This window comes from Lysobacter daejeonensis GH1-9, assembly GCF_000768355.1.
GTDB classification, from domain to species: Bacteria; Pseudomonadota; Gammaproteobacteria; order Xanthomonadales; family Xanthomonadaceae; genus Aerolutibacter; species Aerolutibacter daejeonensis.
In genome coordinates, this window is the sequence record NZ_AVPU01000004.1 from 54,919 (window position 1) to 69,385 (window position 14,467).

13 protein-coding genes are annotated in these 14,467 nt (G+C 64.9%); 5 read left to right on the forward strand and 8 right to left on the reverse strand.

The window, feature by feature from the left end; translation table 11 throughout:
* Nucleotides 1-68: 68 nt before the first annotated feature.
* Entirely contained in the window at nucleotides 69-2,912 is a 2,844-nt protein-coding gene (locus tag N800_RS03430) for a TonB-dependent receptor plug domain-containing protein (protein WP_052107870.1), read from the reverse strand.
* 187 nt (nucleotides 2,913-3,099) lie between these two features.
* On the opposite strand from N800_RS03430, the gene apbC reads away from it, so the two are divergent.
* From apbC to dcd, 3 genes are all read left to right on the forward strand, one after another.
* Nucleotides 3,100-4,197 (forward strand): iron-sulfur cluster carrier protein ApbC, encoded by a 1,098-nt coding sequence (gene apbC, locus N800_RS03435; protein WP_232227532.1) that lies wholly within the window; start codon nucleotides 3,100-3,102, stop codon nucleotides 4,195-4,197.
* Between the two features lie 123 nt (nucleotides 4,198-4,320).
* Nucleotides 4,321-5,694 (forward strand): S8 family peptidase, encoded by a 1,374-nt coding sequence (locus tag N800_RS03440; protein WP_036134937.1) that lies wholly within the window; start codon nucleotides 4,321-4,323, stop codon nucleotides 5,692-5,694.
* Between the two features lie 127 nt (nucleotides 5,695-5,821).
* Nucleotides 5,822-6,391: a dCTP deaminase gene (gene dcd, locus N800_RS03445; RefSeq protein ID WP_036134938.1), complete on the forward strand. Its 570-nt coding sequence runs from the start codon at nucleotides 5,822-5,824 to the stop codon at nucleotides 6,389-6,391.
* A 102-nt stretch (nucleotides 6,392-6,493) separates the two neighbouring features.
* Here dcd and N800_RS15820 read toward each other — a convergent pair whose 3' ends face one another.
* From N800_RS15820 to N800_RS03460, 3 genes are all read right to left on the reverse strand, one after another.
* Entirely contained in the window at nucleotides 6,494-6,793 is a 300-nt protein-coding gene (locus N800_RS15820; RefSeq protein WP_156962860.1) for a hypothetical protein, read from the reverse strand.
* A 110-nt stretch (nucleotides 6,794-6,903) separates the two neighbouring features.
* On the reverse strand, nucleotides 6,904-7,335 hold the full coding sequence (locus tag N800_RS03455) for an HIT family protein (protein WP_036134939.1): 432 nt from the start codon (nucleotides 7,333-7,335) through the stop codon (nucleotides 6,904-6,906).
* 15 nt (nucleotides 7,336-7,350) lie between these two features.
* The gene (locus N800_RS03460) at nucleotides 7,351-8,019 is read right to left on the reverse strand and encodes a dienelactone hydrolase family protein (RefSeq protein WP_036134940.1); all 669 of its coding nucleotides are present in this window, start codon (nucleotides 8,017-8,019) and stop codon (nucleotides 7,351-7,353) included.
* 122 nt (nucleotides 8,020-8,141) lie between these two features.
* Between N800_RS03460 and rimO the strand changes: the two genes are divergently transcribed.
* Nucleotides 8,142-9,473: a 30S ribosomal protein S12 methylthiotransferase RimO gene (gene rimO, locus N800_RS03465; protein WP_036134942.1), complete on the forward strand. Its 1,332-nt coding sequence runs from the start codon at nucleotides 8,142-8,144 to the stop codon at nucleotides 9,471-9,473.
* 43 nt (nucleotides 9,474-9,516) lie between these two features.
* Here the strand turns inward: rimO and N800_RS15175 are convergent, their stop codons facing one another.
* The 4 genes from N800_RS15175 to N800_RS03485 all read right to left on the reverse strand — a co-directional run bounded on the left by N800_RS15175 (nucleotide 9,517) and on the right by N800_RS03485 (nucleotide 12,791).
* A complete protein-coding gene (locus N800_RS15175; RefSeq protein ID WP_052107872.1) occupies nucleotides 9,517-10,068 on the reverse strand; it encodes a hypothetical protein in 552 nt (183 codons plus the stop codon).
* Nucleotides 10,069-10,145: 77 nt separating this feature from the next.
* Nucleotides 10,146-10,649, reverse strand: coding sequence for a transcription elongation factor GreB (gene greB, locus N800_RS03475; RefSeq protein WP_036134944.1), 504 nt, complete (start codon nucleotides 10,647-10,649; stop codon nucleotides 10,146-10,148).
* A gap of 85 nt (nucleotides 10,650-10,734) precedes the next feature.
* On the reverse strand, nucleotides 10,735-11,235 hold the full coding sequence (locus N800_RS15180; RefSeq protein WP_052107873.1) for a copper resistance protein NlpE: 501 nt from the start codon (nucleotides 11,233-11,235) through the stop codon (nucleotides 10,735-10,737).
* A 41-nt stretch (nucleotides 11,236-11,276) separates the two neighbouring features.
* Entirely contained in the window at nucleotides 11,277-12,791 is a 1,515-nt protein-coding gene (locus N800_RS03485) for a helicase HerA-like domain-containing protein (RefSeq protein WP_036134946.1), read from the reverse strand.
* 128 nt (nucleotides 12,792-12,919) lie between these two features.
* Here N800_RS03485 and N800_RS03490 point away from each other — a divergent pair, with 128 nt between their 5' ends.
* Nucleotides 12,920-14,464 carry a transglycosylase SLT domain-containing protein gene (locus N800_RS03490; RefSeq protein WP_052107874.1) on the forward strand — a complete coding sequence of 515 codons (1,545 nt, stop codon included), beginning with the start codon at nucleotides 12,920-12,922 and terminating at the stop codon, nucleotides 14,462-14,464.
* Nucleotides 14,465-14,467: the final 3 nt, after the last annotated feature.

Consider the following 14,467-nt stretch of genomic DNA (forward strand, 5'->3'; position numbering starts at 1 on the left):
TATGGAGCTAGCCAAAATGAAGCCCGGCTTGCGCCGGGCTCCAAGGGGTGAAACACGATGCTGGAATATCAGTCGAACCGGTACTCCACCTGCGCGGACACCTCGCGGCCCATCGGGCTGTATGCACGCCAGAAGTACGGGTAGGAATTGAACCCGTCGTCCTGCGGATGGAAGTTGTTGAAGATGTTGTTCACGTAGAACGTCAGCTTCATCCGATCCGTAATCTGCTTGCCCACATTGGCATTCCAAAGAATGTAGGGAGAGACTCGGCCAGTTTCCTGCCAGTTCGGCAGGCTTCCGTAGCGGGTGCCGAAAAGCGTCGCATTCCAGTTGTTGCGCGACCAGCCCACCGAGCCACGGATACGGCTGCGGAAGTCGAAGTTATTCGGGTCATCGCGCCAGTCCGTTTGCACGGGATCGGTGGCGAAGCTCTGGATCTCGCTCTCCAGCGTGTGCGACCAGGCCAACTGCCAGCGGAAGTCGCCCATACGGTCAGTGTCCATCTTCCAGTCAACTGCCGCATCGATGCCGGAGACATGGCGGAAGGCCTGGTTAACCGGGCCGCTGCGGATGTTGATCACGCGGTCGGTGGGCTCCCCCGCCGCCGGGACGCGGGTGACGCGGCTGATGATCTCCTGGCAGAACGCCGAATCCTGGGCGAACTGGTAGGGCTCGCGGTTGCGAGTCAGGCCCGTACGGCATCCGCCTTCGGCATCCATGATGAAGGTCGAGCTGAGCGTGGTGACCGCGCCTTCCAGTTCGATGTCGTAGTAGTCAGCCGTGATCGAGAGCGAGTCGGTGATGTCCCACACCAGGCCGGCGCTCCACGACTTGCCGGTTTCTTCCTCAAGGGTAGGCTCACCCTTGCTGGTGGCGAACATCGAATAGGCGTACGTCGACGTATTGCACGCACTGGTGCCCGGCCGCAGGCCGGCGCTCAGGCAGCGGTAGGTGTCGAGCACGGTGCTGAACGAGCCGCTGCCTTCGTTGAATACGAAGTGCATGTCCGGCGCCTTGAAGCTGGTCGAGTAGTTGCCGCGCACCAGCAGGTTGCTGAACGGACGCCATTCGAGGCCTGCGCCCCAGGTCCGCGCATCATCCACAGCGGTGATGTCGTCGTACTTGTCGAAACGGCCGGCGACGCTGGCCTTCAGCGAGCTGAGCAGCGGAATGCTGAACTCGATGCCTGCCGCATAGCGGTCACGCTCGCCACCACCGTTCGTGCCAGTTAGGTTGTAGACCGTGCGGTTGGTCGGGAGGATGCCATCCGGAGAGTTGAGGTCATAACCCTGCGAAGTGGCTTCCAGCACCGCGGCAAACGCGAACGGACCGGCCGGCATTTCAAACAGGTCGCCCGACAGGACGAAGTTGCCCTGGTTCACCCACGAATGGGAGTCGTACTTCAGGATCGACGACATCGAGCGGTACTGCTCGGGAGTCAGCGGCGTGTAGAAGCGATCCAGGTTGATCATGTACCGCGGGGTGCCGGAGGTGTTCAGCCTGGGGCCGAAGAACCAGTCGGTGACGGCGGAGCCATCCAGTCGCGGGCGCGTGCGCGTGGCCTTGTAGTCCGCGCGGCCAAGGGTGAAGTCCCAGTCGAAGCGGTCAGCGAACGTGCCGCGGAGACCGACCGCCACGTCCAGCGACTTCTCGTTGAACTTCTGATGGGTCGCTTCGATGCCACCGACTTCCTGCGGCGTGAGGATGCGCTGGATGTTGACGTTGGTGTTCATGCCGGGGTTGGCGGCATTGAAGGTGGTGAAAACACCGGTGCCATCAATGTGCGGGCCCAGGATCGCCTCCAGGCCGCCGGACAGCTCGGACTTCGAGTGATAGCCCTGCAGGCTGGCCCAGCCTTCCAGGCCGTCCGTGATCTGCCAGGTGCCGTAGAGGTAGCCCGACAGGTCCTTGTTACCGTTTGAAATGGTCTGGTAGCCGACATCATTCCAGTAGCCGCAAGCGTTGCCCAACGTATAAGGCTGGCCTGCTTGTGGGTGGGTTGCGGAATACGTACTGCGGAAGGTGAAGTTCACATACTCGCCACCGAACTTTTCGCAGGTGCCGGCCGGCGGTGCGAAGTACGTGCCCGGCGTGTTGCTGGCGACACGGTTGATGCGCACGGTGCTGACCGGCTGGTAACCCAACGCGCCCGGCATCGGGTTGTCCTGGCGCGAATCCATGAAGTCACGCTGGTAGGCGTAGACTGGCTCGTCAGCGAAGTACTCGAGGGCGTACGTCAGGCTCCAGTTGTCGGCCGCGCGCCCGCCCACCCACTGGATGTTGCCGAAGTCGCCACCGCCGGTGGTGGTCGTGCCACCGCGCAGCTTCACCACGTCGCCTTCGAAATTGGTCTTCAGAACGACGTTGACCACGCCGGCAACGGCGTCGGAGCCGTAGATGGCCGAGGCGCCGCCAGCAAGGATTTCGATGCGGTCAACCGCGCTCGAAGGAATGTTGCCGAAGTTCTGGAAGTTGCTCTGGCCGTTGTACGGGAACGGATAGTCGGCGGCGCGGCGGCCGTTGATAAGCAGCAGCGTACGGCCCGGTCCGAGGCCGCGCAGGTTCACGGGGCTGCCGTTCGGGGTGAAGCCACCGGCGGAGTTCAGCTCGTTCTGGTTGGTACCCGCGTTGTTCTGGGTCATCGTCTCGAGCGCGTCGAAAACGGTGACAAACCCTTCCTTCTGGATCTGCTCGGCGGTGATGACGGTGACCGGAGCCGGTCCTTCCACGTCCACCTTCTTGATGCGCGAACCAGTGACGACGACCCGATCAACGTCGGTTGCCGACGGCGTCTGGCCGGATTGGTTCCCCTGCTCCTGCGCAACCGCCATGCCTGCGACCGACAGCAAAAGTGCCGAGCCGAGTGCCGCGGTCAACGGATTGCGCTTGAAGCGCGTGCTGCTCTCCACCATCTCTAATCTCCCCCTGGAGGTAAAAGCTGATTTAAATGAGTTGTTAACCTTGCCTTAACGGGCGGTTCACATTAGCACGAACTTTCTGTGACTTGCATCAAGTCGCAATGAAGTTCTGGCAACGCTTCGGGGCGGGTGCGACCCCACCGCAGGGGCGGCCGCGCACTCGGGCGTACAATTCGCCTCCATGAACACGGCGAATGGTGCGCAGACCCAAATGGTTGAAGCCGATCTGGCCAAGAGGCTGGAGACCCTCCGGCTGCCCGAAGTGGATGCCCGGCTTGGTGACGTGGGGCGCATTCGCGTTTCGGTTGCCGGTCAATCAGCGGCGGTGGAGGTGATTGCTGCAGTCCCCGAGGGCGGGCTTCGACCTTGGGTCGAAGCGGCCGTGGCCAAGGAGTTGGCCGTCGCGGGATTCGAGCTTGCCCGACTCGACATCCAGCAACGCATTGCCGCCCACGCCGTACAGCCCAATCTCAGCCCGCTCCCGAACGTCCGCAACATCATTGCCGTGGGATCGGGCAAGGGTGGCGTAGGCAAGTCCACGACGGCGGTGAACCTCGCGGTGGCGCTTGCCCAGGACGGCGCACGGGTTGGCCTGCTGGATGCCGACATCTACGGCCCCAGCATCCCGATGATGCTGGGCCTGCACGGACGCCCGGACAGCCCGGACGGCAAGTCGATCGAGCCCCTGCGGGCCCACGGCGTAGTGGCCATGTCGATCGGCCTCCTGGTCGACCAGGACACGCCCATGATCTGGCGCGGACCGATGGCGACCTCGGCCCTGTCCCAGCTGCTGAACGACACGCGCTGGGGGGAGTTGGACTACCTGATCGTCGACCTGCCGCCGGGTACCGGCGACATCCAGCTGACCCTCGCGCAGAAGATTCCCGTGGCCGGGGCGGTCATCGTGACCACGCCGCAGGACGTGGCGACGCTCGACGCGCGCAAGGCATTGAAGATGTTCGAGAAGGTCGAAGTGCCGGTGCTCGGTCTGGTCGAGAACATGGCGGTGCACGTGTGCAGCCACTGCGGGCATGCCGAGCACATCTTCGGCGAAGGCGGCGGACGGCGGATGGCTGAACAGTACGGCGTCCCCCTGTTGGGAAGCCTGCCCCTCGACGTGGCCGTGCGCGAATTGGGCGATAGCGGGACCCCAATCGTGACAAATGTCGAAAAAACGGCCACCGTTGATTCCTATAAATCGACCGCTCGTCGGCTCGCAATTCAACTTTCAGGTCGCCCTCAGGTGGCAAGGCCTTTATCCGTCTCGCTTTTGTCCTGAGCTGACTGACCCGGTTGCGCTGCAGTGCGCATTGCAGCACCGGGAAAACACCCCCTAGATTCGAAAGGCGCGGCCGGCTTGGCCGCGCCTTTCCTGTTCTTACCTTCGGGGGTAGTTCCAGTTATGAAGCAACCCATCCGTACCGCGGTCCTGGCCGGCGCTGTTGTCGCTTCTCTCGGCCTTTCGTCCGCGGCGTTTGCCGGCGGTCGTCCGGACCTCGTCATTTCCGGCCTGAATGCCGGCCGTGCCCACCAGGCCAACGAGCTGTTGGTGAAGTTCCGTGACGGCACCACTGCTGCACAGCAGACCGCCGTCCGCCAAGGATTGGGCGCCTCCAAGATCGACGTCGTGCGTGCCGGCAACAGCCAGCGCGGCGAAGTGGCCCTGATGCGCCTGCCTGCCGGTCGCGACCTGTCGGCCACGATCAGCGCGCTGAGCCGCAATGCCGCGGTCGAGTACGCCGAGCCGAACTGGATCTACACCCACTCCGCCACCTCCAACGACACCTACTACACCAACGGTTCGCTGTGGGGCATGTACGGCGATGCGTCGTCGCCGGCCAACCAGTACGGCTCGCAAGCCGCTGAAGCGTGGGCCGGTGGCCACACCGACTGCGGCAACGTCGTGGTTGGCGTGATCGACGAAGGCATCTACTACAACCACGAAGACCTGGCCGCCAACATCTGGTCCAACCCGTACGACCCGGTTGACGGCGTCGACAACGACGGTAACGGCTACGTGGACGACACCCGTGGTTGGGACTTCGACGGTGGCTCCAACAACATCAACTCCGGCGGCGCCAACGATGACCATGGCACTCACGTGTCGGGCACCATCGCGGGCGTAGGCGGCAATGGCAAGGGCGTTGCGGGCGTGTGCTGGAGCGGCGTCAAGCTGATCAGCGCCAAGTTCCTCGGCCGCCGTGGCGGCACCACCGCCAATGCGATCAAGGCGGTGGACTACATCACCGACCTGAAGACCCGCCACGGGATGAACATCGTCGCCACGAACAACTCGTGGGGCGGCGGTGGCTTCTCGCAGGGCCTGTCGGACGCGATCACCCGCGCCAACACCGCCAACATCCTGTTCATCGCCGCTGCCGGCAACTCGGCCTACGACAACGACGCGCAGGCCAGCTACCCGTCCAACTACCCGCAGGCCAACATCATCGCGGTGGCTTCGACCACCAGCACTGGCGGTCTGTCGAGCTTCTCGCAGTGGGGCGCCACCACGGTGGACATCGGTGCCCCGGGTTCGGGCATCTGGTCGACCGTGCCGGTGTCGTCGAAGGGCGCAGTGGTGTCGGGCTATTCCAGCTACAACGGCACCTCGATGGCCACCCCGCACGTGACCGGCGCGGCTGCGCTGTACGCCTCGTCGCACCCGGGTGCGACCGCGGCTGACATCAAGGCCGCGATCATGAACTCGGCAGTGCCGACTCCGTCGCTGCAGGGCAAGGTCGTCACCGGTGGCCGCCTGAACGCCAGCGGCTTCTGATCCCGTTTTCGGGGTGAGCGAAGGGCCCGGTTGATGCCGGGCCCTTCTTCTTTTGGGGTCGCGAGTGCCGCAGGCAGGGGTGAACCGTTAGAATCGGCGCTTCCGACCGCTGGGTGAGTCCCTCCGCATGAGCATCAAGTCCGACCGCTGGATCCGCCGCATGGCCGAGCAACACGGCATGATCGAGCCGTTCGAGCCCGGGCAGGTCAAGACCGCGGCCGATGGCCATCGGATCGTGAGCTACGGCACGTCCAGCTACGGCTACGACGTGCGCTGCTCGCGCGAGTTCAAGGTGTTCACCAACATCAACTCCACGATCGTCGATCCCAAGCATTTCGACAGCGGCAGCTTCGTCGACATCGAATCGGATGTCTGCATCATCCCGCCGAATTCATTCGCCCTTGCGCGCACGGTCGAGTATTTCCGCATTCCCCGCGACACGCTGGTGGTGTGCCTGGGCAAGAGCACCTATGCCCGCTGCGGCATCATCGTCAACGTGACGCCCCTGGAGCCGGAGTGGGAAGGGCACGTGACGCTGGAGTTCAGCAATACCACCCCGCTGCCGGCGCGCATCTACGCGAACGAAGGCGTCGCGCAGATGTTGTTCTTCCAGTCAGACGAAGTCTGTGAGACCTCGTACAAGGACCGGGGCGGCAAGTACCAGGGGCAGAAGGGCGTTACTTTGCCGCGCACCTGAGCGGGTTCCGCCTCACCAAACAAGAAAGGGGCCTGTGCCCCGCGGTGATACTCGCCCGATATCGAGAAGCACCGCGGGGCACAGGCCCCTTTCGCATGGCACTCACTTTTTCTCGTAAGTGACGAAGAACCCCTGCAAGTCGCCGTTTTCCACGTAAGGAACCACGCTGTGCACCCGGTAGCCGCGCTGGGAGAACATCTGGTGCGCGCGATTGAGTGAATTGGCGGAACCCTGGTTGCGGAAGCCCCACGTTGCATCCACCCAGATTGTCACCGCGTTCATGCCTGCAGCTACGGCTTCATCGGCCGCAACTTCGGGTTTCTTGCCGAATAGGCCGGCTTGGACGGGCAGGGCCGCACAACAACTGGCGGCAAACAAGGTAGCGAGAAACAGGTTTCGCATAAGGACTCCGTGAGTCGGGGCTACATCCTCAGGATGATACCCGGCCTGTTGTGTCCAACTCGCCGCAGGTATCACCGTCCGTGGACCTTCGTCACGTTCCTGCTGCCTGCTTACGCTTCCAATGCACTGCTCAGTCGCTTGATGCGATCGATCAGTGCCTCGGGCGAGTAGGGCTGGGCGTCGGCGCTTCCCCAGACGGGGCGCGGCCAGGCGATGTCATCCTCGAAGCGTGCGATCACGTGCACGTGCAGCTGCTTCACCAGGTTGCCCAGCGCAGCCACGTTGAGCTTGTGCGGTTGGAATACGGTCTGTAGCACGCGACTGGCCCTGGCCACTTCGCGCATCAACTCCACCTGCTGGGCATCATCCAGATCGATCAACTCCTCGGCCTCGGCCACCCGCGGCACCAGGACCAGCCAAGGATGGTTGGCGTTGTCCATCAGCAGCACATCGCACAGCGGAAACCGTGCGACCGGTTGGGTGTCCGAAGCCAACTGCGGGTGCAGCTCGAAACGGGCAGGTGCGGCGTGCTTGTGGCTCATCGTGGGCCTCGCAGCTCAGTAGGTCGGCCGCAACGTGCGCCGGAAGAAGGAGAGGGTCCGATCCAGGGCCAGCGTGGCGCTCGCCTCGTCGTAGTCGGTGCGCTGGTTGCAATTGAAGCCATGGCCTGCCGTATAGACGTGGATCTCGGCCGAGGGCTGCTTGCTGCGATGCAAGTCGATGGCTTCGGTCGGGATGCTCGGATCGTGGTCGCCAAAGTGGAACATCATCGGCGCGTCCAACTGCTCATCCAGATAGGGCTGTGTGCGCGCGCCGTAGTAGCTCACGGCCGGCATGGACAGGCGCGTATTGGCCAGGAAAGCAACCGATCCGCCCCAGCAGTAGCCGACCACGCCCACTTTGCCGGCTTCCTGGACCACGGCGGCCGCGGCCTTGATGTCCTCCAACGCCCGCTCCATGCCCAGTCGATCTACCAGTTCTTTGCCACGTTTCACCCCATCGGCGTCGTAATCCAGCTCCACCCCATGCTCGAAGTGGTCGAAGAACGCCGGGGCAATCGCCACGTAGCCATGCGCGGCAAAGGTGTCGCACACATGTCGGATGTGATGGTTGACGCCGAAGATCTCCTGGACGACCACCAGCGCGCCCTTGGGCGGGATGGGTGGGTCGGCACGCCAGGCCTGGATGCGGCCCGTCGGGGTTTCCAGGGAGATCCATTGGCTCATTGCGTAGCTCCTGAACGGTTCAGGGCGATGGTACGCCTGCCCGGGGCCGGCCGGCAGCCCGCCGGGGCTATAATTCGCCGCCCGCGGCCCCGTGGTCGGCCGCCCCTTCCGTTGGTCCTGTCATGTCCCTGCAAAACCCCAAGGTCGGCTTCGTCAGCCTCGGCTGCCCGAAGGCGCTGGTCGATTCCGAGCGCATCCTCACCCAGCTCAAGGTGGAGGGTTACGACATCGTCCCGACCTACGACGATGCGGACGTGGTGGTGGTCAATACCTGCGGTTTCATCGATTCGGCGGTCGCCGAATCGCTGGACGCCATCGGCGAGGCCATCGCCGAGAACGGCAAGGTCATCGTCACCGGCTGCTTGGGCAAGCGCCCCGAGGAGATTCGCGCCGCGCACCCCGGGGTACTGTCCATCTCCGGCCCGCAGGACTACTCCAGCGTGATGAGCGCCGTGCACGAGGTGCTGCCGCCCAAGCACGATCCGTTCATCGATCTGGTGCCGGACTACGGGCTGAAGCTGACGCCCAAGCACTACGCCTACCTGAAGATTTCCGAAGGCTGCAACCACCGCTGCAGCTTCTGCATCATCCCGTCGATGCGAGGCGACCTCGTGTCCCGCCCGGTCGACGACGTGCTGCGCGAGGCCGAGCGCCTGGTGCGTGGCGGCGTGAAGGAGTTGCTGGTGGTGTCACAGGACACCTCGGCCTACGGCGTGGACACGAAGTACGCCGAGCGCGAGTGGCGGGGCAAGGCCTACCAGACGCGGATGAAGGCGTTGTGCGAAGGCCTGGGCGAGTTGGGCGTGTGGTCGCGCCTGCACTACGTGTACCCGTATCCGCACGTGGATGACGTGATCCCGCTGATGGCCGAGGGCAAGGTGCTGCCGTACCTGGACATCCCGTTCCAGCATGCCAGTCCGCGCATCCTCAAGTTGATGAAGCGCCCGGGCGCGGTGGACAAGACGCTGGAACGCATCCAGCGCTGGCGTTCGATCGCCCCGGACATCACCCTGCGCTCGACGTTCATCGTCGGCTTCCCCGGTGAGACCGAGGCTGAGTTTGAAGAACTGCTGGACTTCCTCGACGAGGCGCAGCTTGATCGCGTGGGCGCGTTCGCCTATTCGCCGGTGGACGGCGCTGCGGCCAACGCTCTGCCAGACGCGGTGCCCGAGGAGGTCAAGCAGGAGCGCCTGGCGCGCTTCATGGATCGTCAGTCCGAGATCTCCGAGGCCAAGCTTGCCGCCAAGGTGGGGACGATCCAGCGCTGCCTGGTCGATGCCATCGATGGCGATCTGGCCATCGCCCGCTCGATGGCCGACGCGCCGGAAATCGACGGCGTGGTGCAGATCCAGAACGGCTTCGAGGCCGGGCTGAAGGTCGGTGAGTTCGTCGACGTCGAGATCATGGGCAGCGACGAGCACGACCTGTACGGCGAAGTGCCTTTCAACGACTGACCCTTTGGTAGCGCGCCAGCCGGCGCGCTACCGCACAGGACGTTTAATCGGCCACACGTTTGACGTGCAGGTTTGCCACGTGCTCGGCAGGCTTGCCGTTGCTCCAGAAGTTCCAGCGGGTGCGCAATTCGTCCTTGTCGACGAAGGTGAAGCTCGCGTCGTGCATGTGCCCGGCCGTGGCAGGGTCGAAGTTGCTTGCACCGTCGAACGCGAACGTGACCTGCTCGCCATCCGCAGCCCTCGCGCGCATCCGGGGATGGTTGCCGCTGGCGCAATAGTGCGTCAGCACCACATCGGCGCCGTCACGCACGTAGACGGTGCGCATTTCATGCGAAGTGCCTGGAAAGAGGGTTTCCACGACAGCACTGCCACCGGCCGTCACCTCGTATTGCACTTGGGCGTCGGGCATGGAATTACCATCCAGCCCCGTTGCGCTCCACTTGCCCGCGAGTGCCTTGAAACGGTCCAGCAGGTGCGGAGCGGCCGGCGTCGTCGTTGCCGGGGCGCTGGGAGCGCCGTCCCGCGCGGGCTCGCCGGCCTGGGCGGATAGTGGCAGGACGAGACTGGCGAGCATCAGGGTGGCCAGGGTGCGCATGGTAAGCCTCCGGGGCGCAGCTCGTTCGACGGTCGGGATCCAGATGCTACGCGGTCGGCCGGCGGGGGCAACAGCCGTCAGTCGGCGTATTCCACGGCGATGATCACGTACCGCTGCATGCCGCCGGGCAGCAGCGCTTCGAACTCGTCATCCAGACGCTTCTTGAGCATCGCGCGGGCCAATGGCGAGTCGATACTGATCCATCCTTGGCGGGCATCCGTCTCGTCCGGGCCGACGATACGGTACTGCTGGCTTTCGCCGCTGGTGCAATGCTCGATCTCGACACGCGCTCCGAAAAAGACGGCCTCAAGGTCGGTCGGTCTGGACTCCACCACCCGCAACGCGGGTAGGCGCTTGCTCAGGTAGCGCACGCGGCGGTCGATCTCGCCCAACTGCTTCTTGCGGTAGGTGTATTCGGCATTCTCAGAGCGATCGCCTTCGGCCGCGGCTGCCGCCAACGCCTTCACCACTTCGGGGCGGCGCACCTTCCACAGGTCATTGAGCTCTTCGCGCAGGCGTTCGAAGCCGTCGCGGGTGATCACGGCGGTCGAGGAGGGAGCAGGGGGGCGCCAACGGGACATTCGGAAGGACTGCGCAGGTAACGGGGGCCCGGAATGGGCAAACACTGGAATGGCCGCGCGGCGGGAGCCGCCGCGCGGCCGGCACTCAGTTGGGCTCGCGCTTCAGGCTGTAGTTGAGCTGGCTCTCAATCGGCTTGCCATCCTGGCCCAGCAGGCGGATCTCGTCGTTGGACATGATCCCGTAGCTGCGGTCCTGCTCGGACTTGCTGTTGGGATCCAGCAGCACGCGCTTGCCGCCGTCTTCAACGGTCCAGGTGCCTTCGACCACGTTCGGTGCGCCGGCTTCACCCTGGTAGGTCTCTGTCAGCTTGAACGGCCCATCGGCCATCAGCTCCAGCTTCGTGTCGATTCCGGGGCAGCTCGCGCAGGGCAGGGTGCCCGCGAACTTGCCCGGGAACGCCTTCATGTCGATGGCGCCGGCCTTGGCGGCGAGGTCGCTATCCGACGCCTGCGCGGTCATCTCCGGTGCCGGTGCGGGTTCGACGACGGCCACCTGGGTCGCCGGTGTGGGCTCGGCTTCCTGCTTGCAGGCGGCCAGGGACAGGGCCAGCAGGCCAAGCGCCAACGAGGGGACGATCCGGTTCATGGGCACGAAGATTCCTTGTTCGTAGGTGGATTGAGAAATGTTCAGCGGCGACCGCCGCCGAGTATGCCGCCCAGCAGGCCCCGCAGGATTTGCCGGCCGATCTGGTTGCCCACGGTGCGAGCCGTCTGCTTGGCCATGGTTTCGACCATGCCCTGGCGACGCTTGGTGCCGAAGACCACGTCCTTCACCGCCTGACCGAATCCGCCTTCCTCCGCATCGTCCTGCTCGCGGGTACGCGCGGGGGGCGCCTTGGCCTGCTCGGTGGCCGCTTCGGCCTTGCGCGCCAACATCTCCGCCGCCGACTCGCGGTCGATCGTTGTGTCATACCTAGCGCCCACCGGGCTACCGGCACGCACTTGCGCGCGTTCCGCCTCGGTGATGGCGCCCATGCGGCAACGCGGCGGGGCGATCAGCGTACGCTCCACCGGCATGGGCACGCCCTTGTCCTGCAGGGTGGACACCAGTGCTTCGCCAGTGCCGAGTTGCGAAATGGCCTCGGCCACGTCCAGGTTCGGGTTGGCCACGAAGGTCTCGGCGGCGGTCTTCACCGCCTTCTGGTCGCGCGGCGTGAAGGCGCGCAACGCGTGCTGCACGCGATTGCCGAGCTGGCCGAGGATGTCGTCGGGCACGTCATCGGGGAACTGCGAGCAGAAATACACACCCACGCCCTTGGAGCGGATGATGCGGACCACCTGTTCCACGCGCTGCTGCAACGCCGGCGGCGCGTCGTCGAACAGCAGGTGCGCTTCGTCGAACACGAACACCAGCTTGGGCTTGTCCAGGTCGCCGACTTCAGGCAGCGATTCGAACAGCTCCGACAACAGCCACAGCAGGAAACTGGAATACAGCCGCGGTTTCAGGATCAGTTGGTCGGAGGCAAGGATGTTGATCACGCCGCGACCGTCCTGCGTGGTACGCATCAGGTCGCTGAGCTCCAGCGCGGGTTCGCCGAAGAAGCGGTCGCCGCCTTCGCTTTCCAGTCGAAGCAGCGCGCGCTGGATGGCGCCGACCGACTGCGTGCTGACGAGGCCATACGAGGTGGAGATGTCCTTGCGCTCATCGGCTACCAGGCCGAGCAGGGCGCGCAGGTCCGCCAGGTCGAGCAGCAGCAGGCCGCGGTCATCGGCCAGTTTGAACACGATGTCGAGCACGCCGCTTTGCGTGTCGTTGAGTTCCAGGATGCGTGCGAGCAGGGCGGGCCCCATTTCGCTCACAGTGGTGCGCACCGGGTGGCCGAGCTTGCCGAACAGGTCCCAGAAGACCGTCGGGTTGCCCTCGTTGCGGTAGTCGCTGATGCCCAGCTGCTGCACGCGTGCCTGCAGCTTCTCGCCCATCGTGCCCGGCATCGCGAGCCCGGCGACGTCGCCCTTCACGTCGGCGAGGAACACCGGGACGCCCAGGCGCGAGAAGCCTTCGGCCAACGTCATCAGCGTCACGGTCTTGCCAGTGCCGGTGGCGCCGGCCACCAGGCCGTGCCGGTTGCCGAACCTGGGCTGCAGGTAAACGTTGCCGCTATCGGGCGTGGTGACGGCCTTGCCGACGAGAATGGGGTCCATGCGCGCTTCCACTGGGCTAGTCGTTCGATTCTATGCCGCAGCGTGTGTTCAGCGAAGCAAGGTTTGGATGGTTGCCCTCACGTCCGCAACGGGGCTACCCTGCCAACCCCCCGACGCGTATGTGATCCATGTCTTTTTTTGCCCGAATTCCGGGGGCGCTGGCCCCATTGGTGGCGTCCTTGGCGCTGGCCATGTCGCTGCCGGCATTGGCGGCGCCCAGCAAGGCTGCCCAGACTGCCATCGATGCACTCACCCAGCGGATGGAGAAGGCGGAAGCGGACTACCGCGGCGCGCTGGTGCGTATCGCCAACGCCGACCCCGAAGGCCAGGTGCAGGCCGACAAGGCCATCGAGGACATGGAGGAAGTGATCAACGCCTGCATGAAGCAACGCGGGTGCTCGGTCTCCACCATGCTGGCGGGCTACAAGCGACTGCTGAAGCTGGGCGCGGATGACGCAGGCGGCGAAGACGCGATCGAGCTGGAAGACGACCATGACGGTCATGGCGCCCTGGTCAGCGACGTGCCCGAAGCCGCGCGCGCCGCCGCATTGCTCACGGGCCCCCGCCACAAGTTCGACCAGATGGTCGAGTACAACCCGGCGGTACAGGAAGGCATTCGCCGCTGGCTGACCGACATGCGTGGGGCGCTGCTCACGTCCTACGAGAACTATCAGTACATGCGCCACCTGATGTGGCCGCAGTACGAGCGTGCGGGCCTGCCGGAGGCGCTGCTGTTCGGCATCATGGCCAAGGAATCCAACGGTCGCGTGCACGCCACTTCGCGTGCCGGCGCCGCGGGGCCACTGCAGTTCATGTACGCCACCGGCCGTCGGTTCGGGTTGGGGAACGATGGCACCGGTTTCGATACGCGCTACGACCCGCGCTCGGCTGCCGAAGCCAACGTGGCCTACCTCAACGAGCGGTTGGGCCAGCTCAACGGCAGTATCGAGATGTCGCTGGCCGCCTACAACGGTGGTGAAGGGCGGGCGCAGCGCGTGTTCAACGCCAGTGGCGGCCGCAGCTTCTGGGACGAGTCCGTCTACAACCAGTTCCCACCGGAGACACGTGACTACGTGCCGATGGTGATTGCCGCGGCATGGCTGTTCCTGCACCCGCGCGAATACGGATTGAGCTTCCCGCGCGCGCGCCCGAAGCCCGCGCCGTTGCGGCTGGAACAGCCCGCGTCGATCTACCAGCTCGCCATCTGCATGGGCAATCGTGGTGTGCGCGAGGGCTACATGCGTGCCCTGCGCAATCTCAACCCCCGTTACCAGGCCGACAGCTGGCTGTCGGCCGGCACCACGCTGAACGCGACCACGGACATGGTGGGCCTGTACCACCGCTGGTGTACGCAGGGGCGCCGTGCGGAACTGGCGCGGATGCTGGTGCTCAGCGATCCCAAGCGCGCGATCGTGCGCACGGGGCCGGTGACGCCGGTGCGTGATTCCGAGCCGTCGCTGGTCGCATCTGGCGTGGCGGGTGCTGTCCGTCCAGCCACCCCGATACCCGTCGCGCCCAAGGATTACACCGTCCAGGGGGGCGAGACCCTGTTCTCGATCGCGCGGAAGTTCCAGTGCAACGTCCAGGAGCTCGCTGGCGCCAACAGCATCGCCGGGCCACGTTATGCGATCCGGCCAGGCCAGAAGTTGCGCCTGGCCGGCTGCAAGGGCTGACCG

What these genes read in the sequence shown, in the direction of transcription:
- N800_RS03430 (WP_052107870.1), bottom strand. Translation starts at nt 2,912, where the DNA reads ATGGTGGAGAGCAGCACGCGCTTCAAGCGCAATCCGTTGACCGCGGCA.
- apbC (WP_232227532.1), top strand. Translation starts at nt 3,100, where the DNA reads ATGAACACGGCGAATGGTGCGCAGACCCAAATGGTTGAAGCCGATCTG.
- N800_RS03440 (WP_036134937.1), top strand. Translation starts at nt 4,321, where the DNA reads ATGAAGCAACCCATCCGTACCGCGGTCCTGGCCGGCGCTGTTGTCGCT.
- dcd (WP_036134938.1), top strand. Translation starts at nt 5,822, where the DNA reads ATGAGCATCAAGTCCGACCGCTGGATCCGCCGCATGGCCGAGCAACAC.
- N800_RS15820 (WP_156962860.1), bottom strand. Translation starts at nt 6,793, where the DNA reads ATGCGAAACCTGTTTCTCGCTACCTTGTTTGCCGCCAGTTGTTGTGCG.
- N800_RS03455 (WP_036134939.1), bottom strand. Translation starts at nt 7,335, where the DNA reads ATGAGCCACAAGCACGCCGCACCTGCCCGTTTCGAGCTGCACCCGCAG.
- N800_RS03460 (WP_036134940.1), bottom strand. Translation starts at nt 8,019, where the DNA reads ATGAGCCAATGGATCTCCCTGGAAACCCCGACGGGCCGCATCCAGGCC.
- rimO (WP_036134942.1), top strand. Translation starts at nt 8,142, where the DNA reads ATGTCCCTGCAAAACCCCAAGGTCGGCTTCGTCAGCCTCGGCTGCCCG.
- N800_RS15175 (WP_052107872.1), bottom strand. Translation starts at nt 10,068, where the DNA reads ATGCGCACCCTGGCCACCCTGATGCTCGCCAGTCTCGTCCTGCCACTA.
- greB (WP_036134944.1), bottom strand. Translation starts at nt 10,649, where the DNA reads ATGTCCCGTTGGCGCCCCCCTGCTCCCTCCTCGACCGCCGTGATCACC.
- N800_RS15180 (WP_052107873.1), bottom strand. Translation starts at nt 11,235, where the DNA reads ATGAACCGGATCGTCCCCTCGTTGGCGCTTGGCCTGCTGGCCCTGTCC.
- N800_RS03485 (WP_036134946.1), bottom strand. Translation starts at nt 12,791, where the DNA reads ATGGACCCCATTCTCGTCGGCAAGGCCGTCACCACGCCCGATAGCGGC.
- N800_RS03490 (WP_052107874.1), top strand. Translation starts at nt 12,920, where the DNA reads ATGTCTTTTTTTGCCCGAATTCCGGGGGCGCTGGCCCCATTGGTGGCG.